This window comes from Bradyrhizobium sp. USDA 3364 (genome assembly GCF_054056355.1).
On sequence record NZ_JBSRYG010000002.1, the window covers coordinates 3,864,307 to 3,886,348 of the forward strand.

Here is a 22,042-nt window from a genome sequence, read left to right on the forward strand (position 1 = left end):
ATTTGGCGCACCTTGGACGTTGCGGCACCCACCGGGCCACCGCTCGTCCGCCGCGAGCCGCATTTTCCTAAATTCAGACGACGGGCGTTTCAACGTCCCCTAGGGGACGGCCCTGCCTGCAGCATTCTCGGAGCCCGGGGCGTCGAGACCCTCCTTACGAAGGTCTCGTTGCAATCCCTATGCCGGGATGGCCTCGAAATTGAGACAGTCTTGCTGTCCTAACCTCGACCTTGCCAAATTTTTGTCTATCACACAAGCGCGAGGAAGTCCTCGCCCGCATGCCCGAATCGAACGGCTCGGCGGGCGCGCGGCGCCCCTGATTCGAAGCAAACACGCCGTGATCTGGCCCAAGGACCGACCAAGGACCGCCGAATTTAAAAATGAAATTTTGTCCCGGGCAAGCCAGCAAGAGAGCGAAAACGCTCCTCGAGGCGGGACAGACAGGAGTTACGGCGATGAAGTTGTTCACAGGTTCGGTTGCTGCCGCCGCTCTCGCGCTCAGCGCAGCCTCGGCCCAGGCGCAGCTGGCGACGTCCGCCCGGATCGGCAGCCCGGCTTTCGTCAGGGTATCCGACATGGACGGGCCCTATGCCGCCATGCCCGAGGTCCCGCCGCCGCCACGCTATGGCCGGGTCCCGAGCCTTTTGCCGCCGGTCGAGGTCTACACGGTGCTGCGCGAGAACGGCTATCTGCCGCTCGGCGCCCCCCAGCAGCGCGGCTTTGTCTACACGATCTCGGTGATCAACCAGGGCGGCGACGACGGCCGGCTGGTGATCGACGCCCGCGACGGGCACATCATCCGCTTCACCCCGGCGTATCGGCTCGGCGACAATTATGAGGAGGAGATGAGCACGACCTACGGCCCGGTCGGTCCGATGCTGCGGCCGATCCAGGCCAAGGTGCCGCGGCCGCCGGCCCCGATCCCGCATGTCGCAAACCGGGTGCCGGTGCCGAAGCGCAGCCCACTCTCGGCCAAGGCGCAGGCTCCCGCCCCAGCGGCGGCCCAGGCGCCCGCTCCGGCAGCCCAGGCGGCCGCCGCGCCGCAGCCTGCGCCCACCCCGGCGGCCGCCCCCGAGCCGGCGCCTGCTCAGCAGGCCGCCGCTGCGCCGAAGCCGACCGAGGCTCAGGCGGCGCCGCAGGCCGCCCGGCAGGCCGAGGTCCCGACCGTCGGCCAGGCCGCTCCACCGCCGGCAGCGCCCGCGCCCGCGATCCTGCCGACCCAGGAAATGCCGAAGGTGCAGGGGCTGGAGTGACGTCCGGAGCCCGGATGGAGCGCAGCGAAATCCGGGAATCTTTCATTGGCACGAAGGCCCCGGATTGCGCTTCGCTCCATCCGGGCTACGAGCACCCCGCGCAACAAAAAAACGCCCCGGTTTCCCGGGGCGTTTTCGCGTTCAGCCAATATCTGCTGACGCGGGATGTGTTGGTTAGGCCGCGACCTTCGCCGAGCCGTCGACCACCTGCGGCGCCTTCTCGCCGCCGCCGATCGGAATGTTGCGGGGTTTCTTGGTCTCGGGAATCTCGCGGACGAGATCGACGTGGAGCAGGCCGTTCTCGAGCGAGGCGTTCTTCACCTGCACGAAGTCGGCAAGCTGGAAGACGCGCTCGAAAGCGCGGGAGGCGATGCCGCGATAGAGCACTTCCGAGCCGTTGCCGGAATTCTCGTTGGCGGTCTTCTCGCCCTTGATCGTCAGCGTGTTTTCCTTCGCGACGATCGAAAGCTCGGCCTGCGAGAAGCCGGAGACCGCAACGCTGATCCGGTAAGCATTCTCGCCGGTGCGCTCGATGTTGTAGGGGGGATAGCCGGGGCTGCCGTCCGAGGTCACCTGATCGAGCAGGTTGAAGAGGCGGTCGAAGCCGACGGTGGAACGATAGAACGGAGTGAGGTCGTAGCTACGCATAGGGTAGTCCTCCAATGAGCGACTGTTTCAGTTACCCGCCCGCCATCGGGCCGGGCTTAGATGTGTGCAGCCTCATGTTCCGGTTCCGAAACACTGGTAGCGGCCTGCACTGAGGTGATATGGGAGGGGTTATGTCGCGTTCAAGGGACGGAAACCGCGTGGCTTTTGACGCCCGTGCCCTTGATCTCCACTTCATCCCACCTACCGGTTCCCCTGCATGACGCTCGTCTCGATTCCCGCCAATCCGGTCCCGGAGGACGTGGTCAGCGGCACCATCAAGACACCGGACGGAGCCGAACTGCGCTTCGCGCGCTGGGCGCCGCCGCCCGGCCGCAAGGGCACGGTCTGCGTCTTCGCCGGGCGCGGCGAGATGATCGAAAAATATTTCGAGACGGTGCGCGACCTGCGCGACCGCGGTTTTGCGGTGGCGATGATCGACTGGCGCGGGCAGGGCCACTCGTCGCGGAGGCTGCGCGATCCGCGCAAGGGCTATGTGCGCGACTTCGCCGACTACGAGATCGACGTCGAAGCCTTCGTGCAGCAGGTGGTGCTGCCGGATTGCCCGCCGCCCTATTTCGCGCTGGCGCATTCGATGGGCGGCGCGGTCATGCTGCGCCTTGCGCATGCCGGCAAGCGCTGGTTCGACCGCATGGTGCTGTCGGCGCCGATGATCGACCTGCCGCGCAAGCGCGTGTCGTTCTTTCCGAGCGCGTTGCTTCGGATCATGCGCTGGACCGGGCAGGGCGGCAATTACGTTCCGGGCGGCGGCAGCGAACTGGTCGGGCTCGCGCCCTTCATCGGCAATCCCGTGACCAGCGATCCGGTGCGGCATGCGCGTAATGCGGCGATCCTGGAGGAAGACCCGACGCTCGGCATCGCGGCGCCGACGATCGCCTGGGCCGACACCGCGTTCACCGCGATGCGCACCTTCCGCGGCATGTCGTATCCGTCCGAAATCCGGCAGCCAATCCTGATGCTGGCGGCGAGCAATGACGAGGTGGTGTCGACGGCGGCGATCGAGGAGTTCGCCTATCATCTGCGCGCCGGCTCGCATCTCGTGATCGCCGGCTCCAAGCACGAGATCCTGCAGGAGCAGGACCGCTACCGCGGGCAGTTCTGGGCGGCATTCGACGCCTTCGTGCCGGGCACGCCGCTGTTCAAATAATCAGCTCGTTGGAGCGACGATCGCTCTTCAAGGAATTTGGGCTCAGCCGTTGAGCAGTGCGACGATGCGGTCCGGAAAGCGCTTTTCGACGAACAGGGTCCTGACCTCGGCGACGCTGAGATAGCGCTCCTTGCCTTCGCCCTTGCCCATGATGTCGAGCAGCACCGGCCACTCGCCGAGCATCAGGAGCGGATAGTAACAGTGCAGGACGCCGTAGGACGGCGGATGCTCGTCCTTGGCGCGCTGGAAGTTCGCCGCCATGAAGGTCTTGATCTCGGCGGCCGACAGTCCGCGTTCGACGCTGCCGTCGGGCGCCGCGTAGTCCCGGCCGAAGGTCGCGAGCCGCGCGATCTCGGCCTCATGCACCACGGCGTCCTGGTCGAGGATGCGCGAGCCGGCGCCGTGCTTGTCGAGCGGGCCGTTGCGCAATTCGTCGAGGATCGCGCCCTGCAACAGGCTGCGCACCAGGCTGAACGGACCGATGCCGTTGGCCATCTGCGCGACCATGAAGATCTTCGCCCGCGCGGAGAACCCTTCGAATCCGGTCTTGCCGGTTGCACGACCGATCGTCTCGGTCAGTTCAGGCAAGGGAACGAGATGGCCGCCGACATAGCTGCCGGCGACCAGGGCACGGAGGAATGGGCAGGGATTGTTCTCGGAAATCTGCGGGGCGGTCGCCGCGCTTGCAGCCGTATCGGACATCAAGCCACATCCTGAAAAGCTTCAGCTTAAAAAGCATCCATTACCGGTGGATGAATTCGCTCAGGAGTCGACGGCGAATTTCGATGTGGATGCAACCAGAGCGAGTTTGCCGAACGGGAGGCCGGCTTTCAAGAGGCCGTCGCGATAATGCGCGATGTCGGCCGGATTCTTCCAGTGGAAATTGCGCAGATGGCGTTCAACCGTCAGCTCGGGATGGTTGGCGAGCAGCGCCTCCGCCGCCTGCGCGGCCTCGTCGGCGCGGCCGAGCTGGGCGAGCGCCGCGGTGCGCACCGCAAGGCACTGCAGATGGTTCGGATTGAGATATAGTCCCTCGCGCGACCACGACAGCGACGCGTCATATTGCCCGAGCAGGTAATGGCTGAACGCGTTCAGCGCGGCCCACTGGTAGCGCGGGTCGCTGTTGCCGCGCTGGACCGCCGTCGAGAACAGCTCGACCGCCTGGCGGTGATCGCCGATCACCATGTGGCAAATTCCGAGTACGCCGCGCGCGCCCATGTCGTAGGGATTGAGCTCGATCGCCCGCTTGATGGCGTCCATCGCGGCTTCGTAGTGGCCCTGCATCGCGTGCAGATAGGCCAGCAGCGAAAATGCGAAGGAAGAGCGCGGGTCGAGCCGGACGCTGCTCTCGGCCAGGCTGACCGACGAGGCCCACAAGTCGCGCGTGCTCGGAATCCAGCCGAACTGGATGCTCTGGATCTGGATCAGCGCGAGATAGGCGCGCGCGATCGACAGCGCGGGGTCGAGCTCGATCGCCTCCTTGAACAGCGCGATCGCGGTTTCGCAATCGTCCTTGGTCTGGTGATAGTAGTGCGACAGGCCCTTGAGGAAGCGATCCCACGCCGTCAGCTCGGAGTTCGGCGAGCGCGCCGGCGCCGACGCTTCGGCGCGGTAGATCTCCTGCGCGACCGCGGCGGAGAGATTCGCGGTGATCTCGTCCTGCATCGCGAACAGGTCGCCCATGTCGCGGTCGTAACGGCCGGTCCACAATTGCTCGCCCTTCTCGGGCGCGATCAGCTCGGCGGTGACGCGGATCTTGTTGCCGGCGCGGCGCACCGAGCCCTGGATCAGATAGGTCGCGTCGATCTCGCGCGCGATCAAACGCGTCGAGAGGTTCTTGCCCTTGTAAGTGAAGGTCGAGTTGCGGCTCAGCACGCGATAGAAGGATTGCAGCGACAGCGCGTGGATCAGATCCTCGGTCAGGCCGTCCGAGAAGTATTCGTCGGCGCTGCCGCTCAGATTGTCGAACGGCAGCACGCCGACGATGGCAGTCCGGTACTGCCCCGGCAGATGCGGCCCGTCCTCCGGAACCTGCTCCTGCTTGTCGGAGCCGACCGGCGCCCAGGTCCAGACATTGACCGGTTCGCTGATGTTCTTGAAGCGGTGCGGGCCGGCATCGACCAGGGTGACGGCGAGCCGGCGCCCGGCCTCGGTCCGGGCCTTGTCCGACACCGCGATGCCGCCGGGCACGGCGACCGTCTCGAGACGGACGGCGATGTTGACGTCGTCGCCGAACACCTCGTCCTCGTCGGCCATGACGTCGCCCATGTGGACGCCCATCCGGAAGTGCATGGCGCGGTCGGCCGGCAGATGCTCGTTGCGCTCGGCCATCAGGGTCTGCATCGCCACCGCGGCCTCGATCGCGCCGATGATGCTCGGGAATTCCAGCAGGAACCCATCGCCGGTGTTTTTGACGATTCGGCCGCCATGGTTGAGGATAATGGGGTAGATCGCGCTGCGATGCGCCTTGAACGAGGCATGCGTCCCCGCCTCGTCGACACCCATCATGCGGGAATAGCCGGCGATATCAGCGCAAAGAATGGCAGCGAGCCGTCTTTCCATATCTCCCGTGCCCTGGAATAGCCACTTAGCCGATGTGACCGAGTCCGTTACTTACAAGACAGGCTGGGTCCGGCGGAAGCGCAGTTTGCAGGCACCTATAATGCATAGTAGCAGGAATTGGCATGCGACCAACGGATCGTACAATCGTTTCTCTACTGAATTCGTGTGTCGCTGGGATGGCGCCGGTCTACCTGATCCGTCCTTTCCGGGCGGTTACCTATAAAGGTTAATCTCACTGACATGCTGGGAATTCACGAACTTTGGCTCTTCATCCTGTCCGGCCTGCTGCTCAACATCACGCCGGGGCCGGATACCGCTTATATCATCGGGCGCACGATTCAGCTCGGCTGGCGCGGCGGAGCGGCTGCGGCGATCGGTATCAGCTGCGGCTGCCTGGTCCATGTGCTGGGGGCGGCTATCGGGCTGTCGGCGCTGCTGATGGCGTCGTCGACCGCGTTCCTGGCGGTCAAGCTGATCGGCGCGGCCTATCTGGTGCTGACCGGCCTGCAGATGCTGCTGTCGCGCGCCAAGCCGATCGCTGACATCTCGGGGCGGGGCGGCGAGACCTCGATCTCGCTTGTGTTCTGGCAGGGGGCGCTGACCAACATCCTCAATCCCAAGGTGGCGCTGTTCTTCCTGGCCTTCCTGCCGCAATTCGTGGCGGCGGATTCGCCGAACAAGGCGCTCGCGTTCCTGGTGCTCGGGCTGATCTTCATCACCGGCGGCACGCTGTGGTGTTTTGGTCTCGCGGCCTTTGCGGCGAGGGCCGCCGGTCGCATCCGGCAATCGGCCGGCGTGATCGCCTGGATCAACCGCTCGCTCGGCGCGCTCTTCATCTATCTCGGCGTCCGCGTCGCCATGCTGGAGACGCGCTAGCCGGATTGCGTTCGTCCCGGCGTCCATTGCGCCGAGGACGAACGGTCGCTCAGCGCCGGCTCGCCTGGGCAAGTGCCGCAGGCTGAGCTGAAGGCCCGCGCACCAGCACGGCGACGAGCAGCGCACCGACGATCGCGAGGCCGCCGGCCAGAACGAAGGCACTCGCGAAACTTCCGGTCCTCTCGACCAGCACGCCGGTGACGATGGGCGCCACGATCCCCGCCGTGTTGGCGATCAGGTGGACGAAGCCGGCGACCCCGCCGACCCGGCCGGACTCGACGAGCCCCAGGATGATCGCCCAATAGGTCGAGCCGCTGAGATACATGAAGAACACCGCGATGGCGATCAGCGCGATCACGGCCTCGAGGCTGGTTGCCATGCCGGCGAGTGCCACGGCCACCGCCGCGATGAGCAGGCAGACCACCATCACGAGCTTCCGCGCCGCGACCTGGTCGCCGAGCTGGCGGCCGAGCGCGTCGCAGACGAAGCCGCCCGAGGCAAGGCCGACAAAGCCGAGCGCCCATGGAATGACGCTGACGATCGCCATCTTCTGGATGCTGAGATGCAGGGCCATCGTCAGATAGCTCGGGAACCAGGACAGGAAGAAGTAGAGGATGTAGGCGTAGCCGAAGAACGCGAGCGCAGTGGCGAGGATCGCGGGCTGCCGCAGGTAGTGCGTGAGCGGAAGCTGCACCTGCGCTGCCTCGGCAGCCTGACCCTGACGGATCTCGGTGCGTTCGGCGTCGCTGACCCGGCCATGCTGTGCGGGGCTGTCGGTGGAGCTCAGAGCCCAGAACAGCACCCACAGCAGTCCGATCGCGGCGATCGCGATGAACGAGATCCGCCATCCATAGGACAGCGCAATGAAGCCGACGATCGGCCCGGCGATGGCGCCGCCCAGGGGCGTGCCGGAATTTGCGATCCCGATGGCGCTGGCCTGTTCCGACTTGGGGAACCAGTTGCCGATGAATTTCGCCATCGTGGTGTTGAAGGGACCTTCACCCATGCCGAAGATCACGCGCAGAACCACCAGCGCCGCGACGCTGGTCGCCGCCGCGGTCAGGCCGCAGAATACCGACCACAGCGACATCGCGACGATGATCACCAGGCGAGGCCCGTAGCGGTCGGCGGCATATCCGCCGATGAAGCAGAACAGGGCGTAGCCGAAGAAGAAGCTGCTGAAGACGACGCCGAGCTGCGCCGGATCGAGCCCCAATTCCTGCGTGATCAACGGGGCCGCGACCGAGAGCGCGGCCCTGTCGAGATAGTTGATGACGCCTGCAATGAACAGCAGCGCGACGAGCTGCCAACGCACCTTATGAACCATGTGCCCTCCCCAGAGCTATTTTGTTTTGTGACTGGTTTGTTTGGATCGATGTCAGGCCTGGGCGACCGCTCCACGCCCAAGCATCGCGTCGATTTCGTCTGTCGAGAAACCGTATTGCGCCAGCACCTCGCGTGAGTGCTCGCCGACGAGCGGAGCGTGGCGCTCGATCGTTGCCGGCGTTTCGCTCATCGCAACTGCCGGCCCGACGACCTTCACGCGGCCCGCGGTCGGATGATCGTAGTGAGCGATCGCGCCGAGATGCTCGACCTGGGGGTCGGCGGTGGCCTGCAGATGGCTCTGCACCTCGCCGCACCAGATGTCGACCGCGAGCATGGCGCGCATCAGATCCGCGGTGGTCCACAGCCTGGTCCGTGCCGCGAGCTTCTCCCAGATCTCGTCGCGCTTCTCGAACAGCAGCTTGGGGTCGTCATAGACCAGCAGCGTCTCGTCGCCGAGCACGTCGACCAGCTTGCGGAACGGGCTCATCGCGATGGTGACCCAGCCGTCCGAGGTCGGGTAGACGCCGAAGGGGGCGTCCATTCCCGGGTGTCCGATGCCGGACTTCGGACGCGTGAAGTCGGTGTTGAAGTTCATGGCCGTCAGCAATTCCTGGCCCTGATGGGCCAGCATCGCCGACATGAGATTGACCTTCACTTCCTGGCCCTTGCCGGACCGCTCGCGCCACAACAGGGCGGTGAGGATGCCGTAGACCATGTTCATGGCGCCGACCTGGTCGGAAAAGCCCGACCCGACGGGGACCGGCGGGCCGTCGCCGCGCCCGGTCGCCGCCGCAATGCCGGTGAGGCCTTGCAGCAGCATGTCCTGGCCCGGGCGGTCGACATAGGGACCGCTCTCGCCATAGCCCGAACCGGAGCAGTAGATGATGCGCGGGTTGACGCGCTTGAAATCCTCGTAGCCGAAGCCGAGCTTGGCCAGCACGCCGGGACGGAAGTTCTGGACCACGACGTCGGCGGTCTCGGCGATCTTGTAGAGAATCGTCTTCGCGTCGGCCGACTTGAGATCGAGCGCCAGCGATCGCTTGTTGCGATTCCAGGCCAGGAAGTTCGGGCTCTCCTTGCCGCCGACCCAGCGGTTGTTGAATGTCAGGGTTCGAAACAGATCGCCCTGACCGGGGCGTTCGACCTTGATGACGTTGGCGCCCATGTCGGCGAGCAGCTGCGTCGCGAACGGCCCCTGCAGCAGATGGCTGAGATCGATGATGGTGATGTGATCAAGCGCCTTTTCAGTCAAATCGTCCTCCCGTTATTCGCTTGTTGATGTTGTGCCGCGCGCCAGATCCGTCGCAGATCTTCGATCACGCGTGCATGCGCCGTGCGCTCGGACAGCGCGGTGCGCAGGATGTCTGCGGCCCGGTTCTGGAACGCGATGTAGCCGTCGAAGCGCGGCCGCACGAACGCCTGCTCGGTCGTCGCGAAGGTCGATGCGTAGAACCGTCCGCTGGCGCGATTGACCGCCACATCGGACCAGGCCTCTCGATGCGAAGGCTGTCCGCCATGCAGCGGAATGAATCCGCGCTGCACGTCGGCCGACATCAGCCACGCCAAATGGTCGAGCAGCGCGCGATCGGGACGGGCCCGCCGCGTGATCGCGATGCCGGTACCGCCGAGAACGCTGCCGTGGCGTCCTGATGCTCCGGCCGGCGCGTCCGCGAATGCGATCGGGCGACGATCGGGCAACGGGCGGGTGTAGTTCACATAACCGTAGACGAGAGGGACGAGGGCGAGATCGTCGCGCGTCGACATCGCCTCCAGGAGCCCGATCGGATTGAGGCGCCGCGTCCAGTCCGGGCTGCGGCGGTATAATTCCTCCAGCAGCGCAAGCGCGGCGACGAACGTGTCATCGGACAGGAACAGATCGCCGGCGCCGGGTTCTTCACCGCTCGCAACCGCGATCGACATCAGGCACAAGAAGATGTGAGGTCCGGCGACCGACAGCGCGACCGGCTGCTTTCTGGAGAGGTCGACGACCTCCGGCCAGCTCTGCGGTGCGGCGCCGTCGACGAGGTCGCGGCGCAGCGCCATGACCTGCGTGGCGACATCGAGCGGCATCGCCCAGTGCTGTCCCTGCCAGGCGTAGCTCGCCATCGCGTGCCCGATGCTGTGCTTCGACCATGTCGCGATCTGTTCGCCGGAGAAGACGGCTTCGAGCGGCAGCAGGCAATCCAGCGCGACCGCCTCGCCGATATGCGGATGATCGAGCACCAGCAGGTCGTAGCGCGAAGCGAGCTCGCCGATCGGATGCGACTCGAATCCTTCGAGCGGCTGCCGTTCCCAAAGCAGAGTCGTTGCCCTGACATCGAGGAGCTTGGCGGCCGCATCCAGGGCCTGATAACCGCGCGGGTGATCCCAGGTGAGGCCGAGATGCGGTCGCGGGTCCACCGGGCGGGTGGCCGCCGGGGACAGTGCTTCGCCGGACATCGCGGCTACTTTCCCGAGAACCGCGGTTCGCGCTTGGATAGGAAGGCGTCGATGCCTTCCTGCCCGTCGTCGGTGGCGTAGAGGCGAAGCAGCACTTCCTGTTCGAAACCCTGGGCGACGGGCAGCGGCGCGTCGAGGCCCTGTCGCATCAGCCGCTTCATTTCGGCCTGTGCCAGCGGCGCAACCTTCAGCATCGCCTGGGCGCGCGTCCTGACCTGCCCGTCGAGCTCGGCCTCCTCGCAGCACACGGCCGCCAGGCCGAGCTGGTAGGCGCGCTCACCGCTCAACCGCCAGCCGGCGAGCATGACCTCGGATGCAGTCTGGCGTCCGACCGCGCGCGTCAGCCGTTGCGTGCCGCCGCCGCCGGGGCTTAATCCAAGCCGGCCTTCCGGCAGGCCAAACTGCGCGCCCCGGCTGCACAACAGCACGTCGCAGCACAGCGCGAGCTCGAAACCGCCGCCGAGCGCATAGCCGCGCACGCTGGCGATGGTTGGCTTCGGCAGCGCTTCCAGCTTGTCGAAGATGCGCCGGCTCTCGAACTGGTAGGCGGCAAATTCAGCGCGGCGGCCGCCGCGATACTCCTCGATATCGGCGCCGGCCACGAAAGCGCGGCCTCCGGCGCCCTCGAGGATGACGACGCGAACCCCGGCATCTGCGGCGATGTCGTCGAGATGACTTTCGAACAGCCGCAACATCGGTAGCGAGAGCGCGTTCAGCTTGTCCGGACGATTGAAGCAGAGCCGCACGACGCCCGGCAGGATCTGCTCGCGCAGAATCAGGTCTTCACTTCCGCCCATCGTGGCCTCCAAGGTTGCCGAGATTTTTTATTAGTAAAATAACATTGCATATGTAAAAACTCGATGTCAACCGGGGCCCGGGCTTGTTGCCGGCCCTGTGACGAATGGACAGTCGAATGGCCATCGGGCATGCAAAGCACCGGAGCGCGCGCGACGGCGTGGGAGACATCGTTTGACGAAGACAGCGGACGAGCAGGAGCCGGCCAAGGACGCCGGTACCTATCGGGCTCCTGCTGCGGAAAAGGCTCTGGACATCCTGGAGTACATGGCCGTCACGCCGGAGCCGCAGAAGCAGAGCCAGATCGCGGCAGGGGTGGGCCGCTCGATCCAGGAGGTCTATCGAATCATCCAACTCCTGGAGCGCCGCGGCTATCTGCAGCGCGATCCGGCGAGCGACCTCTATGTCGCATCGCTGAAGCTGTTCACGCTGGCGCATTCGACCCAGCAGATCCGCGGCTTGAGCGACGCGGCGATCGGGCCGATGCGCGAGCTGGTCAACGCGATCAATCAGAGCTGCCATGTGGCGGTCCTGACCGGCGCCGAGGTGGCGATCGTCTGCCAGGTCAATTCACCGCTGGCGATGCGTTACTCCGTCTCCCCCGGCGCGCGGTTTCCGGCGCACCAGACCAGCTCGGGGCTGGTGCTGCTCGCAGGGCTGCCGCCGGACCGCCGTAGCAACGTGCTCGAGACTGTCGCGGGCATGCTCGGCCCCGACGAGGACATGGCAACGGTCAATTCATACATCGAATCGATCGTGCGTCAGGCGTGCGACATCCGGCCGTCGCTCGTGGTCGCCGGTGTGACCAACATCTCGCTCCCGATCCGCGATTTCCACGGTGAGACGATTGCAGCGCTGACGGTGCCGTTTCTTCCCATGAAGGACATGACCGCCTCGCTGGAGACTGCGATCGAGGTCGCCGCCGGCGCCGCGGAGAATATCTCGCGGCAGCTCGGCTATCGCGGCGAACGTCTTTCGTTGCAGATGTCTGACATCGGTGCCGGAAACCCGGACCAACCAGGTTCGCGGCGCAAGGCGCGCTAGTCTCTTATCCGTGGATCTTGAGCAGCGCGCTGCCGGCCAGATAGATGCCGAGCAGGATCATCGAGATCAGGAACCAGCGGCGGAACACGTCGGGCTGCATCCGTGTACGGACCGCCTGGCCGATGAACATGCCGGTGAACGACGCCACCATCGCCACCGCGCCGGGCAGCGCGGTGGCCGCCGTCAGCAGGCCCGAGGCCGTGAGGTTGAAGGCGAGCGCCAGGGTCGCCGTGGTGAAGAACACGCCGAGCGCCTGCACCAGCTCGTCCCTCTCCATGCCGATCGCCTGCATGAACGGCATCGAGGGGATGACCTGAACGCCGGTCGCCGCCGAGATCAGCCCGGTGATGACGCCGACGATGCCCCCGACCCATTTCTCGTCGCGCCGCGCGACCTTGAAGCTGAACCGGCTGAGGCCGACGATCGCATAGATCACCAGCAGCGCGCCGAGCACGACGGTGCCGTAGGCCGCGTAAGGCCCGGTCAGAAGGCCGGCGTTGATCCAGATGCCGGCGACGGTGCCGAGCATCAGCGGCCACAGCCGCTTGAGGATGTCGCGCAGATAGGGGCCGACGAAGGTCTGCCAGATATTGGTGACGATCGCCGGCACGATCACGATCGCAATCGCCTGGCCAGGCGCCATCGTGGTTGCCAATAGCCCGATCGCGACCGTCGGCAGACCGAGGCCGAGCGTGCCCTTGACGAAACCGGCGAGCAGGAAGGCGAAAGCGATGAAGATCAGGAGATGGTCGACCATGGCGGCACATTGACCGATCGACGCGATCGGCACAATCTGGAGGTTACGGAGTTAGCCTTCGGGCAGCCCGAAGGGCGGGGCGGGGAAACGTCATGCGGTTCGATCTGATCGACTTGCAATTGTTCATCGCGGTGGCGGATGCGCGCAGCATCACCCAGGGCGCGGCGCGCGCGAACCTTGCGCTAGCCTCTGCCAGCGAGCGGATCAAGGGCCTCGAGGAGGCGCTCGGCGTAGCACTGCTCAAACGCGGCCGCCGCGGCGTCGAGCTGACGGCGGCGGGCGAGAGCCTGCTCGGCCATGCCCGCATCGTGATCCACAATGTCGAGGCGCTGCAGAGCGATCTTGCCGCCTATGCCAGCGGTGTTCGCGCCAACGTGCTGCTGCTCGCCAATACGTCGGGCCTGTCGGAACATCTGCCGCGGGCGCTGGCCGCGTTCCTGCACGAGCACCCCGACATCAGCGTCGATGTCGAGGAGCGCGAGAGCACCGATATCGCGACCGCGATCGCCAGCGGCGCTGCCGATCTCGGCTTCGCCGCGGAACACGCGCTGCCTGACAGCGTCGAGCGTTTCCTGTTCAGCGAGGACCGCCTGATGCTGGTGGCGTCGCGGCGCAGCGATCTCGGCGGCCGCCGCCAGATCGACTTCCAGGAAGTGGTCGGCCGCGATTTCGTCGGCCTCACGGCGACGTCGGCACTGCAGGTCCATATTTCCCGGCACGCGGCAAAGCTCGGTGCGCGGCTGCGCTTCCGCGCCCGGCTGCGCGGCTTCGACGCCATCTGCCAGATGGTCGCCGCCGATGTCGGGATTGCGGTGATCCCAGAAACCGCGGCGCGGCGCTGCGCGGCGTCGATGTCGATCACGACAATCCGGATCCGCGATTCCTGGGCCAACCGCCGGCTGACGATCTGCGCCCGCAGCTTCAAGGCGCTGCCGCGCGCGGCCAAGCAGCTCGTGGAATACCTGCGCGCCGAAGCGCAGCGTTGATGGAAGCGAGGAGAGTGCAAATGCTCAGGGTCTGGGGACGGCGCAGTTCGTTCAACGTGCAGAAGGTGATGTGGCTGATCGGCGAGCTCGATCTGGCGCACGAGCACATCGATGCCGGCGGTGCGTTCGGCGGGCTCGATGCGCCGGCGTTCCTGGCGATGAACCCGCACGGCCGCGTGCCGCTCATCAGGGATGATGCGGCGACCGTCTGGGAATCCCACGCCATCCTGCGCTACCTCGCCGCGCGCCACGGGACAGGCGGTTCTGGTCCGACGATCCCGTTGTCCGCGCGCAGGTCGATGGCTGGATGGACTGGTCGCAAACCGCGCTGCAGCCGGATTTTCTCGGCGGCGTGTTCTGGGGATTCTTCCGCACACCCGAGGGCCAGCGCGATTTGCCGGCCATTCGCAGCGCGCTCGCCCGTTGCGAGCAGCACTTTGCCAGGCTCGAACAACTCCTCGACGGCAGGCCGTTCCTGCTCGGTGAGACGCTGTCGCTCGCGGACATCGCCGCCGGAACCTCGCTCTATCGCTATTTCGAGCTCGAGATCGCACGCCCCGTGCTGCCGGCGGTCGAACGCTGGTATCAGAGGCTGCAGCAGCGTCCGCCGTTTCGCCGCCACGTCATGATCCCCTTCGGGGAGCTGCGCGGCCGGCTCGATTATTAGCGCTACTTCGTCGTCACCACGCCGGCGTCCTGGATCACCTTCGCCCATTTCCTGATGTCGGCGGCGATGAAGGTGCGGAAATGCTCCGGGGTGTCGCCGACCAGCGTCAGGCCTTGCTCGGCGAGTTTTGCCTTGACCGCCGGATCGGCCATCGCGTCGGAGGCGAGCTTGTTCAGTCTGGCGACGATCGCGGGCGGCGTTCCGGAGGGCGCGACCATGCCGTACCAGTTCTCGATGATCAGGTCGGGCATGCCGGCTTCCGCCGTGGTCGGCACGTCGGGCGCGGTCGGGGCGCGCTCGCGGCCGCCGAGCGCGATCGGCCGCAGCGCGCCCGCCTTGATCTGCGGCAGGATCACCGGCAGGTCGAGGAAGGTCATCTGCACCTGCCGGCCCAAGAGATCGTTCACCGCAGGCGCCGCGCCGCGATAGGGCACGTGCACGATGTCGATCTTCGCCGTCAGCTTGAACAATTCGCAGGCCAGATGCGGCAGGCTGCCGGGGCCGGAGGACGCGAAGTTGAGCTTGCCCGGCTGCGCCTTGGCGAGCGCGACCAGTTCGCTCATGTTCTTTGCCGGCACGTCGGTTGAGACCACCAGCATCTCCGGCACGGTCGCGACCAGCGTCACCGGCGCGAGATCCTTCAGCGTGTCGTAGGCGACCTTTTCCATGCTGGGGCTGATCGCGAGCGCGCCGGCGCTGGCGATCGCAACGGTGTAGCCGTCCGGCGCGGCTTTCGCGACCGCGTCGGTGCCGAGCACGCCGCCCTGGCCGGCGCGATTGTCGACGACGATCGGCTGCTTCGTGAGTTCAGACATCTTCTGCCCGATCACCCGCGCGATGATGTCGTTCGGCCCGCCGGGCGGGAACGGCACGATCAGCCGGATCGGCTTGGTCGGGAACTCCTGGGCCGAGGCCGTAACGGGCGCGAAAAGGAGAAGGGCTGCCAGCAGCCTGCCGCAAATCGTCATGTGCGCCCGTCCCTGACGTTTCTGGTTGCGGTCAGGATGGGCGCAGATCGATCGCCCGGCAACTCAAGAATCAGGCGTTCAGCAGCTTCATCGCGGCTTCGTGGACGCGCGGGTCGCCGGCCGCGATGATGCGGCCGCCGCCTTGCGCCGGCCTGCCGTCCCAGGTGGTGACGACGCCGCCGGCGCCGGTGATGATCGGGATCAGGCCGGCAACGTCGTAGGGTTTCAGCTCGGTCTCGACCACGAGGTCGAGATGGCCGGCCGCGAGCATGCAATAGGAGTAGCAGTCGCCGCCATAGCGCGACAGGCGCGCCGCACTTTCGATGCGGCCGAAGCGGGTGCGGTCATCCGGATTCATCAGCAGGGGGCTCGTGGTGAAGACGGTCGCCTCCTTCAGCGAGCCGCAGCGCCGCACCGAGAGCCGCCGCCCACCCGACGGGCCGGAGTAATGCGCCGAGCCGTTGTCGCCGGAAAAGCGTTCGCCGATATAGGGCTGGTGCATCATACCGAATACCGGCGTACCCTTATGCAGCAGCGCGATCAGCGTGCCCCAGATCGGGAAGCCGGCGATGAAGGATTTCGTGCCGTCGATCGGATCGAGCACCCAGACATAGTCGGCGTCCTCGCGCTCATTGCCGAACTCCTCGCCGACGATGCCGTGCTGGGGGAAGTTCGACTTGATCAGCCGCCGCATCACCGCTTCCGCGGCGCGGTCGGCCTCGGTGACCGGATCGAAATCGTTCGAGCTCTTGTTGTCGACCGAGAGCGAGGTGCGGAAGAAGGGCAGGATGGTTTCGCCGGATGCGGTCGCGAGGCGGCCGATGAAGGCGGTAAAGTCGATGACCGTCACGGCATGTCCCTGAAATGCGCAAACGACGCGGTAGAAACCGTATGCGCTCTTGCCTAGAGCCTTTTCCGTTCCGATGAAATCGGAACGGGGCTCTAGATCTCTGTTTGACGCGTTTTCTTTGTGCGAACCGGTATCCACCTCGCTTGAAAACGCTCTAGCTCAAACCGATGCGGCGCGCACGATTAACGGAGTGTTATCCCGGCCTGATGACGCGGTTCCGGACTTTCGTTTGGCTTCGGATTCGAAAGCCTCGGCGGGCCCGGAGCGGATCACGAAGTTGCGAGTTCTGGTATACAAGCTATGCGCAAACCGCCGGTCGTTGGTTTTTTCTGGTGTAACCACTTGATTTCCATCAACGAAATTCTAGCTACCGGTCCTGTGACAATTTCGACGGCCTACTAACAAATACGCAGGAAATGTTTCGAAAGTTCTTGCGTTTTGTGCAGCGCGGTCGCATATTGTTGCGGTGCGGTAGCGCCTCGCGCTATCGCTGCCCTCCTTGGGCGTTTCCTCCCTAGACTTGGGCCGCTTGTTCATTCAAGCGGCCCTTTTTTCTTGGGCCGTCATTTCCGCCAGTGAACTGAGAATCCAGTTCGGCGCTTATCGCGTCAGCGATTTGAATTCTGGGTTCATGACTTCATCGGCACCGCCCTGCGCGACGAAGGAAATGTCTACTCCGCTGCCGCTTGGAACGGGCCGAGATCTCCGAACGGAATTTTCGCCAGCGCATCCGCCAGCGTCGCGAAGTCGGCGGCGACCTGGGCGAAGCGCGGCCCGCGCTCGCGGCGGCGCTCATCCATATAGACCGCGCGGTTGAGCTCGATCTGCACGGTGTGCAGGCCGCTCGCCGGGTTGCCGTAATGCTCGGTGATGAAGCCGCCGGCATAAGGCTTGTTGCGGCCGATCGAATAGCCGAGCGAGCTCATGATCTCCTCGACCAGGTCGGGCAGCAGGGCCGCGCAGCTCGTGCCGTAGCGGTCGCCGATCACGACGTCGGGCCGGCGCGGCTCGTCGCGCGACACGCCGACCGACGGCATCGAGTGGCAGTCGACCACGATCACGGCGCCGAACGCCTGGTGCGCCTTGTTGATCAGCCGGCGCAGCGCGCGGTGATAGGGCTTGTAGAGCACCTCGATGCGCCGCAGCGCCTCGTCGACGTCGAGCCGCTCGCGGTAGATCTCCTGGCCGTCGCCGACCACGCGCGGGATGGTGCCGAGGCCGCCGGCCACCCGCATCGAGCGCGTGTTGGCGAAGCTCGGCAGCCGCCCGGTGAACATCCGCGGGTCGAGCTCGTAGGGCTCGCGATTCACGTCGACATAGGAGCGCGGGAAGTTGACCCGCACGATCGGAAAGCCGCGATCGCTCAGGCCGGCGATCAACTCGTCCATGAAGGAATCTTCGGAGCGGCGCAGCGACACCACATCGATGCGCGACGCCTCGAGGAATTCGGCAGGATAGACCGAGCCCGAATGCGGGGAATTGAAGATGATCGGGGCGCGCCAGGCCTGCGGCTCAACGATCTCGAACGGGGGCGACAACTCGCCAGCAAATTCGGTCATTCCCTTGGCGCCGTCCCTTGCGTCCGCCTTGCCCCGCAAGAACTGATTCTGCCGGAAAAGCGGAGATTTATGGGCGGGCATTGTCGGTAATCACGATCATTCTGCCAAGTGAAAAGAGTGTGGTTGCGGCTGGAACGCATCTCAAAGGGCGGGAAATGCCGCTGCCGGTTGATTCGATACGGGGTTCGGTCCACAAATAGGCCCTGCCGGCTGCCGCTGGCTTGACATAAATTTCACCCGAAATTTACCGACTGTCGGGCTTACTGCTCGGACTGATCCTCAAGCCGGATTCGACGATTCCTGCCATGCCGAAAATTCTCCTCGCCGAAGACGATACCGATATGCGCCGCTTCCTGGTCAAGGCGCTTGAAAACGCGGGTTTCAAGGTCTCGCCGCACGACAACGGCATGTCGGCCTATCAGCGGCTGCGCGAGGAGCCGTTCGAAATGCTGCTCACGGACATCGTGATGCCCGAGATGGACGGCATCGAGCTGGCGCGCCGCGCCTCGGAACTCGACCCCGATATCAAGATCATGTTCATCACCGGCTTCGCCGCGGTGGCCCTCAATTCCGATTCGGAGGCGCCGAAAAACGCCAAGGTGCTGGCCAAGCCCGTGCACCTCAGGGAATTGGTCAGCGAAGTGAACAAGTTGCTGGCGGCCTGATTCGCCAAAAAACCTTCACTTTGTATCCTTGCCTGCCCCGCCGGTGTCCGTTATAGGGACCCGATCCAAACATGGCTTTGGGTGCGTAGCTCAGCGGGAGAGCACTACCTTGACATGGTAGGGGTCACAGGTTCGATCCCTGTCGCACCCACCATCGCTTTCAATGAGTTAGCGGTGGTCATTCGATGCCTCGTTTTCATCGGCCCAAGCTTCGCCCAGAAAACCCTGTTCGCGCTGCGTTCAGGTGATCGGGCGAGTGATGGCCGTAGGTGTCGCGGATAACTTTTTCAGAGGTGCCGACGAAGCCGGCGACCTCCCAAATCGGCACACGGTTCTGCAACAACCAAGTGATGCAGGTGTGCTTTAGGATGTGCGGGGTGACCTCATCGCCAAGGCCTGCGAGTTCACACGCGCGGTCCCAGCCGGTGCGTTCTTTTGCAATCAGGCGCCCTGCATATTCGACTGGCCCCGTGACAGTCATTCTGCGCCATCGCTTCAAATGTGGAAGAAGACGATCGGGGATCGGTGCCGGCACTCGGCGCTTGTTCGTATCGCTCTCGCCCTGGCCACGACGATACATGACGCCGCGATCTAGATCGAACCAGCCGCTTTTCGAATTAACCCCCCAACGCATGCTGAGGTTCGCTTCGTGCCGCGTGCCTGTGTAGAGGCCAATCAGAATAAAGCGGGCGACGTGATATGAGGGCTGAAACAGTCGCCCCCATTTCACCGGCGCGCGTGACTTGACGTCGAAGGCTATAGCGGTGATGCCGAGCGCACCAGCGAGCAAACGAGCGGCTTGGCCGCGCTTCAACCACCCGGCTCGCGGCTCCGACTCCTTCGGAAGAGAAACCGAAATGGGGTGTGAGAGTTTTCGCTGATCATATGCGAACGTAAGGGCCGCGCTCAGCGTCACGAGTTCTCGGCGGGTGGTGCTTTCTTTGACGCGGCGGCCGATCTCTCCGGCCATCCGGCGATTGACATAGGCCTTGCAGCTCTCCGCGTCGATCTCCCAGCATGTCATCGTGCCGAAATGCTTGAGCAGTGGGACCATGTGATAGCCAACCAATTCAGGATGACCGAGAGAGGGCGCTTTATTTGATCCGTAGTATGCGAGCACGTCAGCGACAGCTACCTCTGCAGGGTGACTATTTTGCCAGTCTGGTTTGTGCTTGGCGGTGATGTAGTTGGCGAGGGCCTTTTCAGCGCTTCCGCGATCGTTTGGGCTGCAACCAGTGCTGATCTCGTCTCTTCCATCGAGGATGACCCAAACTGCTTCGCGTCCTCTGCGTTCGCGGAGGTAGAGGCGGGGACCTTTCGATTTCCGCGGCATAACACCCTCATTTGTTCGATGCCGGCCAAGGTGACATATTGCTTGCCGGCGACACGCTCACAATCGAGATGGCCGCGCGCAATTTCGCGACGAAGGCCGCTTTTGGTCATTGATCCGTCCGGGTAGGCGATGCGCGCAGCAATCTCTAGACGAAGCGGCGTGGTTGGGCCGATCGCCGACAGATCGATATTTGCGTCGCGCTTTGTCATCAGCTTTTCTGAGCCAGCCCGAAATGTCGAAGGATCGGACGAAGATCGCTAACCTGATATCGACCGTTCTGCAGTTGCACCGCCGGAATGGCGCCGTCGATGACGGCGTTGTAGATCCGTCGATATGTCGGCACTGACGCCTTGTCGCGCACAAGCTTGCTCAGCTCGCGGGGGACGCGGGCGAGCGGAATCATTTCAAGTTCGCTCATGGTTTTCTCCTTGTGGTCGCAGATTTTTTGGTGCGCATTGCCGGCTCCTTGCGAACTCCGAGTTCGGCGTTGATGTTCGCAATGGCCTTATCCCAACCGTTTGATGGATCCAGCTGTGGCGTTGGTAGCTCGGCTGACGGGTGCCAGAACTCACTAAGGTCAATGCCAAGCTCATCGGCGCGAACGCGCATGACGGCGACAACACGCGAAATGCTAAGGCCGATAATGCCCATGGGCGCCGGGTAGTTGGTGCCAAGTTCGGAAAGAGGCCCGCACACCGTGATCATTGGCGGGGTCGTGCCAAAAGCAAAATACAATTTGCCAAACAAGATCTCTTTCATCGGCCTTGAGTTGCCGGCGTCAACGATCTCTGGCCAATACGGAAAGATTGCTTCCAACTGTGATCCGAGGTGCGCCGCCTGAGCGTGAGATAGGAAAAAGTGCTCGCGGAAGCTCACTGCAGTCATCAGGGCAAGGGTTTCAAAGGGGCTAAATCCCTTGGGCGCGCGAAGATGTTCTGGAAGCACCGGTACGCGGTTATAGCGCTGCAGCGTCTTGAATGCCTGAACGTCGACCTTCGCCAAGGCGCAGTGTTGTTCGCGGGTAAGTGACATCATGGGAGAAGCCAAAGCATAGGGTGTTAAGTTGACACCTTTATCGCGCGCTCTCTCTCCGTCGTCAATGCCAGGTGTTAGTTTAACACCCACTTTTTTGAATTTGGGTCTAAGCTGGGATGGCCCCTTCGAGAATGAAAATGCCCGGGACTGGCCCGGGCATCTCATTGCAGGGCTTGGCCCCGGCGATCAGTTGACCTTGCCGAGGTGCGGCACCAGCTGGATGTCTTCGCTGGCCGCCTGCTCGAAGCCTGCGGCCCCACTCAGCTTGGCCGCAGCCCGGGCAATGGTTTGCCTCAGCTTGAAGTGCCAGCTCTTTGGACCGGTGCAATAGTCATTGTTAGGCCACTCTTCGCCGTCGACTTCGAACTGGTTGACGTACTCCAACACGGCGGCGATCCCGGCAATGGTCGTGGGCATCGAGGCTGCCAATTCCCAAGCCAGATCGATCTCCCGATTGCAGGCCTCCGTTTGGCGGTCCTCCGCGGCGGAGCGTGCATCCGTGTGGGGTTCGGTGTCGTCGGCAGCAATGACCGAGGCCATGTGGTCTGCGAAGGCTTGTCGATGTCTGGCGATGGCATCCAGCGCTGGATCAACGGGAGGCTCGGCAGCCAGCGAGGGCGCCGCGCCAGTCACGGCTGCTGCTGCGGCACCTGCCAGAAACCCCCGGCGGGTTGCGGTGCTCATGACAGCAGCCCTCCAGTCAGATCCTCCACAAGCGAAAGGCTGATTTCCTGATGCCGATAGAGGTCGGCCGTGACGCTGTCGACCTTTAGGGTGCGGGCCTTCGCCCGAAGCCCAGCAATACCAATAGCGGGCACCGTGGCCAGCGTGTCCAAATGGGCAGACCGCTGGCTATCCATGGCCTGAAATTCCGGGTGCTCATCATCGTCATTGTTGGCGTCGAGAAAGGCCTCGATGGCCCCATCCAGCGCCACCACGCCGGCCGCGGCGTCTACCAGGGCAGCGTCTTCGGCAGCCGGGGTGGCCGACACTACGGTGGGGATCAGGGCCGCGGCCGCGACGCCGCCCCCCATTGCGAGAAACCTCCGTCTCGATGTGATATTCGTGATTTCAGCCTGCGACATGGATCAAGCTCCAAGGTTGTGGGTCAGGC

The 22,042-nt window shown here is 64.4% G+C and carries 24 protein-coding genes, 1 tRNA gene and 1 pseudogene; 9 read left to right on the plus strand and 17 right to left on the minus strand.

The features are described 5' to 3' along the window. Positions 1 to 455 precede the first annotated feature (455 nt). Complete coding sequence (locus ACVILL_RS18235) at positions 456 to 1,253, plus strand: hypothetical protein (protein WP_456730318.1); 798 nt, start codon at positions 456 to 458, stop codon at positions 1,251 to 1,253. Between the two features lie 174 nt (positions 1,254 to 1,427). On the opposite strand, the gene ACVILL_RS18240 is transcribed toward ACVILL_RS18235, so the two are convergent. Next, positions 1,428 to 1,901, minus strand: coding sequence for an Hsp20 family protein (locus ACVILL_RS18240; RefSeq protein WP_456730319.1), 474 nt, complete (start codon positions 1,899 to 1,901; stop codon positions 1,428 to 1,430). A gap of 217 nt (positions 1,902 to 2,118) precedes the next feature. On the opposite strand from ACVILL_RS18240, the gene ACVILL_RS18245 reads away from it, so the two are divergent. Continuing rightward, positions 2,119 to 3,066 carry an alpha/beta hydrolase gene (locus tag ACVILL_RS18245; protein WP_456730320.1) on the plus strand — a complete coding sequence of 316 codons (948 nt, stop codon included), beginning with the start codon at positions 2,119 to 2,121 and terminating at the stop codon, positions 3,064 to 3,066. Positions 3,067 to 3,108: 42 nt separating this feature from the next. Here the strand turns inward: ACVILL_RS18245 and ACVILL_RS18250 are convergent, their stop codons facing one another. Continuing rightward, positions 3,109 to 3,768 carry a hypothetical protein gene (locus tag ACVILL_RS18250; RefSeq protein WP_456730321.1) on the minus strand — a complete coding sequence of 220 codons (660 nt, stop codon included), beginning with the start codon at positions 3,766 to 3,768 and terminating at the stop codon, positions 3,109 to 3,111. Positions 3,769 to 3,828: 60 nt separating this feature from the next. Then, positions 3,829 to 5,628, minus strand: coding sequence for an adenylate/guanylate cyclase domain-containing protein (locus ACVILL_RS18255; RefSeq protein WP_456730322.1), 1,800 nt, complete (start codon positions 5,626 to 5,628; stop codon positions 3,829 to 3,831). 240 nt (positions 5,629 to 5,868) lie between these two features. On the opposite strand from ACVILL_RS18255, the gene ACVILL_RS18260 reads away from it, so the two are divergent. Then, the gene (locus tag ACVILL_RS18260; RefSeq protein WP_456730323.1) at positions 5,869 to 6,504 is read left to right on the plus strand and encodes a LysE family translocator; all 636 of its coding nucleotides are present in this window, start codon (positions 5,869 to 5,871) and stop codon (positions 6,502 to 6,504) included. A gap of 49 nt (positions 6,505 to 6,553) precedes the next feature. Here the strand turns inward: ACVILL_RS18260 and ACVILL_RS18265 are convergent, their stop codons facing one another. The 4 genes from ACVILL_RS18265 to ACVILL_RS18280 are packed head-to-tail and all read right to left on the minus strand — an operon-like array spanning position 6,554 to position 11,066. Continuing rightward, on the minus strand, positions 6,554 to 7,831 hold the full coding sequence (locus ACVILL_RS18265; protein WP_456730324.1) for an MFS transporter: 1,278 nt from the start codon (positions 7,829 to 7,831) through the stop codon (positions 6,554 to 6,556). 51 nt (positions 7,832 to 7,882) lie between these two features. Beyond that, entirely contained in the window at positions 7,883 to 9,082 is a 1,200-nt protein-coding gene (locus ACVILL_RS18270; RefSeq protein ID WP_456730325.1) for a CaiB/BaiF CoA transferase family protein, read from the minus strand. Beyond that, entirely contained in the window at positions 9,079 to 10,269 is a 1,191-nt protein-coding gene (locus tag ACVILL_RS18275; protein WP_456730326.1) for an extracellular solute-binding protein, read from the minus strand. Before ACVILL_RS18275 ends, ACVILL_RS18270 begins: the two co-directional genes overlap by 4 nt. A gap of 5 nt (positions 10,270 to 10,274) precedes the next feature. Next, positions 10,275 to 11,066, minus strand: a complete 792-nt coding sequence (locus tag ACVILL_RS18280; RefSeq protein ID WP_456730327.1) for an enoyl-CoA hydratase/isomerase family protein — start codon at positions 11,064 to 11,066, stop codon at positions 10,275 to 10,277. Between the two features lie 172 nt (positions 11,067 to 11,238). On the opposite strand from ACVILL_RS18280, the gene ACVILL_RS18285 reads away from it, so the two are divergent. Next, positions 11,239 to 12,108 carry an IclR family transcriptional regulator gene (locus tag ACVILL_RS18285; protein WP_456730328.1) on the plus strand — a complete coding sequence of 290 codons (870 nt, stop codon included), beginning with the start codon at positions 11,239 to 11,241 and terminating at the stop codon, positions 12,106 to 12,108. Positions 12,109 to 12,112: 4 nt separating this feature from the next. Here ACVILL_RS18285 and ACVILL_RS18290 read toward each other — a convergent pair whose 3' ends face one another. Further along, positions 12,113 to 12,865 (minus strand): sulfite exporter TauE/SafE family protein, encoded by a 753-nt coding sequence (locus ACVILL_RS18290; RefSeq protein ID WP_456730329.1) that lies wholly within the window; start codon positions 12,863 to 12,865, stop codon positions 12,113 to 12,115. Between the two features lie 92 nt (positions 12,866 to 12,957). Between ACVILL_RS18290 and ACVILL_RS18295 the strand changes: the two genes are divergently transcribed. The 3 genes and pseudogenes from ACVILL_RS18295 to ACVILL_RS18305 all read left to right on the plus strand — a co-directional run bounded on the left by ACVILL_RS18295 (position 12,958) and on the right by ACVILL_RS18305 (position 14,518). After that, positions 12,958 to 13,851: a LysR family transcriptional regulator gene (locus tag ACVILL_RS18295; protein ID WP_456730330.1), complete on the plus strand. Its 894-nt coding sequence runs from the start codon at positions 12,958 to 12,960 to the stop codon at positions 13,849 to 13,851. Positions 13,852 to 13,919: 68 nt separating this feature from the next. Then, positions 13,920 to 14,045, plus strand: a pseudogene (locus ACVILL_RS18300) (glutathione S-transferase); the annotation flags it as partial. A gap of 113 nt (positions 14,046 to 14,158) precedes the next feature. Continuing rightward, complete coding sequence (locus ACVILL_RS18305) at positions 14,159 to 14,518, plus strand: glutathione S-transferase C-terminal domain-containing protein (RefSeq protein WP_456730331.1); 360 nt, start codon at positions 14,159 to 14,161, stop codon at positions 14,516 to 14,518. 2 nt (positions 14,519 to 14,520) lie between these two features. Here ACVILL_RS18305 and ACVILL_RS18310 read toward each other — a convergent pair whose 3' ends face one another. The 3 genes from ACVILL_RS18310 to ACVILL_RS18320 form a co-directional block, all read right to left on the minus strand. Further along, the gene (locus ACVILL_RS18310) at positions 14,521 to 15,486 is read right to left on the minus strand and encodes a Bug family tripartite tricarboxylate transporter substrate binding protein (RefSeq protein WP_456730332.1); all 966 of its coding nucleotides are present in this window, start codon (positions 15,484 to 15,486) and stop codon (positions 14,521 to 14,523) included. A 70-nt stretch (positions 15,487 to 15,556) separates the two neighbouring features. Next, positions 15,557 to 16,336, minus strand: a complete 780-nt coding sequence (hisN, locus tag ACVILL_RS18315; protein WP_456730333.1) for a histidinol-phosphatase — start codon at positions 16,334 to 16,336, stop codon at positions 15,557 to 15,559. A gap of 671 nt (positions 16,337 to 17,007) precedes the next feature. Then, positions 17,008 to 17,895: an N-formylglutamate amidohydrolase gene (locus tag ACVILL_RS18320; RefSeq protein ID WP_456730334.1), complete on the minus strand. Its 888-nt coding sequence runs from the start codon at positions 17,893 to 17,895 to the stop codon at positions 17,008 to 17,010. 305 nt (positions 17,896 to 18,200) lie between these two features. Here ACVILL_RS18320 and cpdR point away from each other — a divergent pair, with 305 nt between their 5' ends. Together cpdR and ACVILL_RS18330 are read left to right on the plus strand one after the other, a co-directional pair. Continuing rightward, positions 18,201 to 18,560 carry a cell cycle two-component system response regulator CpdR gene (gene cpdR / locus ACVILL_RS18325; RefSeq protein ID WP_016843340.1) on the plus strand — a complete coding sequence of 120 codons (360 nt, stop codon included), beginning with the start codon at positions 18,201 to 18,203 and terminating at the stop codon, positions 18,558 to 18,560. Positions 18,561 to 18,639: 79 nt separating this feature from the next. After that, positions 18,640 to 18,714 (plus strand) — tRNA-Val (locus ACVILL_RS18330). A gap of 42 nt (positions 18,715 to 18,756) precedes the next feature. Here ACVILL_RS18330 and ACVILL_RS18335 read toward each other — a convergent pair. From ACVILL_RS18335 to ACVILL_RS18360, 6 genes are all read right to left on the minus strand, one after another. Continuing rightward, positions 18,757 to 19,614 (minus strand): tyrosine-type recombinase/integrase, encoded by an 858-nt coding sequence (locus ACVILL_RS18335; RefSeq protein WP_456730335.1) that lies wholly within the window; start codon positions 19,612 to 19,614, stop codon positions 18,757 to 18,759. A 77-nt stretch (positions 19,615 to 19,691) separates the two neighbouring features. Next, a complete protein-coding gene (locus ACVILL_RS18340) occupies positions 19,692 to 20,102 on the minus strand; it encodes an excisionase (protein ID WP_456730336.1) in 411 nt (136 codons plus the stop codon). Beyond that, positions 20,102 to 20,311, minus strand: coding sequence for a hypothetical protein (locus ACVILL_RS18345; protein ID WP_456730337.1), 210 nt, complete (start codon positions 20,309 to 20,311; stop codon positions 20,102 to 20,104). The genes ACVILL_RS18340 and ACVILL_RS18345 overlap by 1 nt, the downstream gene beginning before the upstream one ends. Beyond that, on the minus strand, positions 20,308 to 20,928 hold the full coding sequence (locus ACVILL_RS18350; protein WP_456730338.1) for a hypothetical protein: 621 nt from the start codon (positions 20,926 to 20,928) through the stop codon (positions 20,308 to 20,310). Before ACVILL_RS18350 ends, ACVILL_RS18345 begins: the two co-directional genes overlap by 4 nt. Before the next feature lie 186 nt (positions 20,929 to 21,114). Beyond that, complete coding sequence (locus ACVILL_RS18355) at positions 21,115 to 21,612, minus strand: hypothetical protein (RefSeq protein WP_456730339.1); 498 nt, start codon at positions 21,610 to 21,612, stop codon at positions 21,115 to 21,117. After that, the gene (locus ACVILL_RS18360; RefSeq protein ID WP_456730340.1) at positions 21,609 to 22,013 is read right to left on the minus strand and encodes a hypothetical protein; all 405 of its coding nucleotides are present in this window, start codon (positions 22,011 to 22,013) and stop codon (positions 21,609 to 21,611) included. The genes ACVILL_RS18355 and ACVILL_RS18360 overlap by 4 nt, the downstream gene beginning before the upstream one ends. Between the last annotated feature and the right edge of the window lie 29 nt (positions 22,014 to 22,042).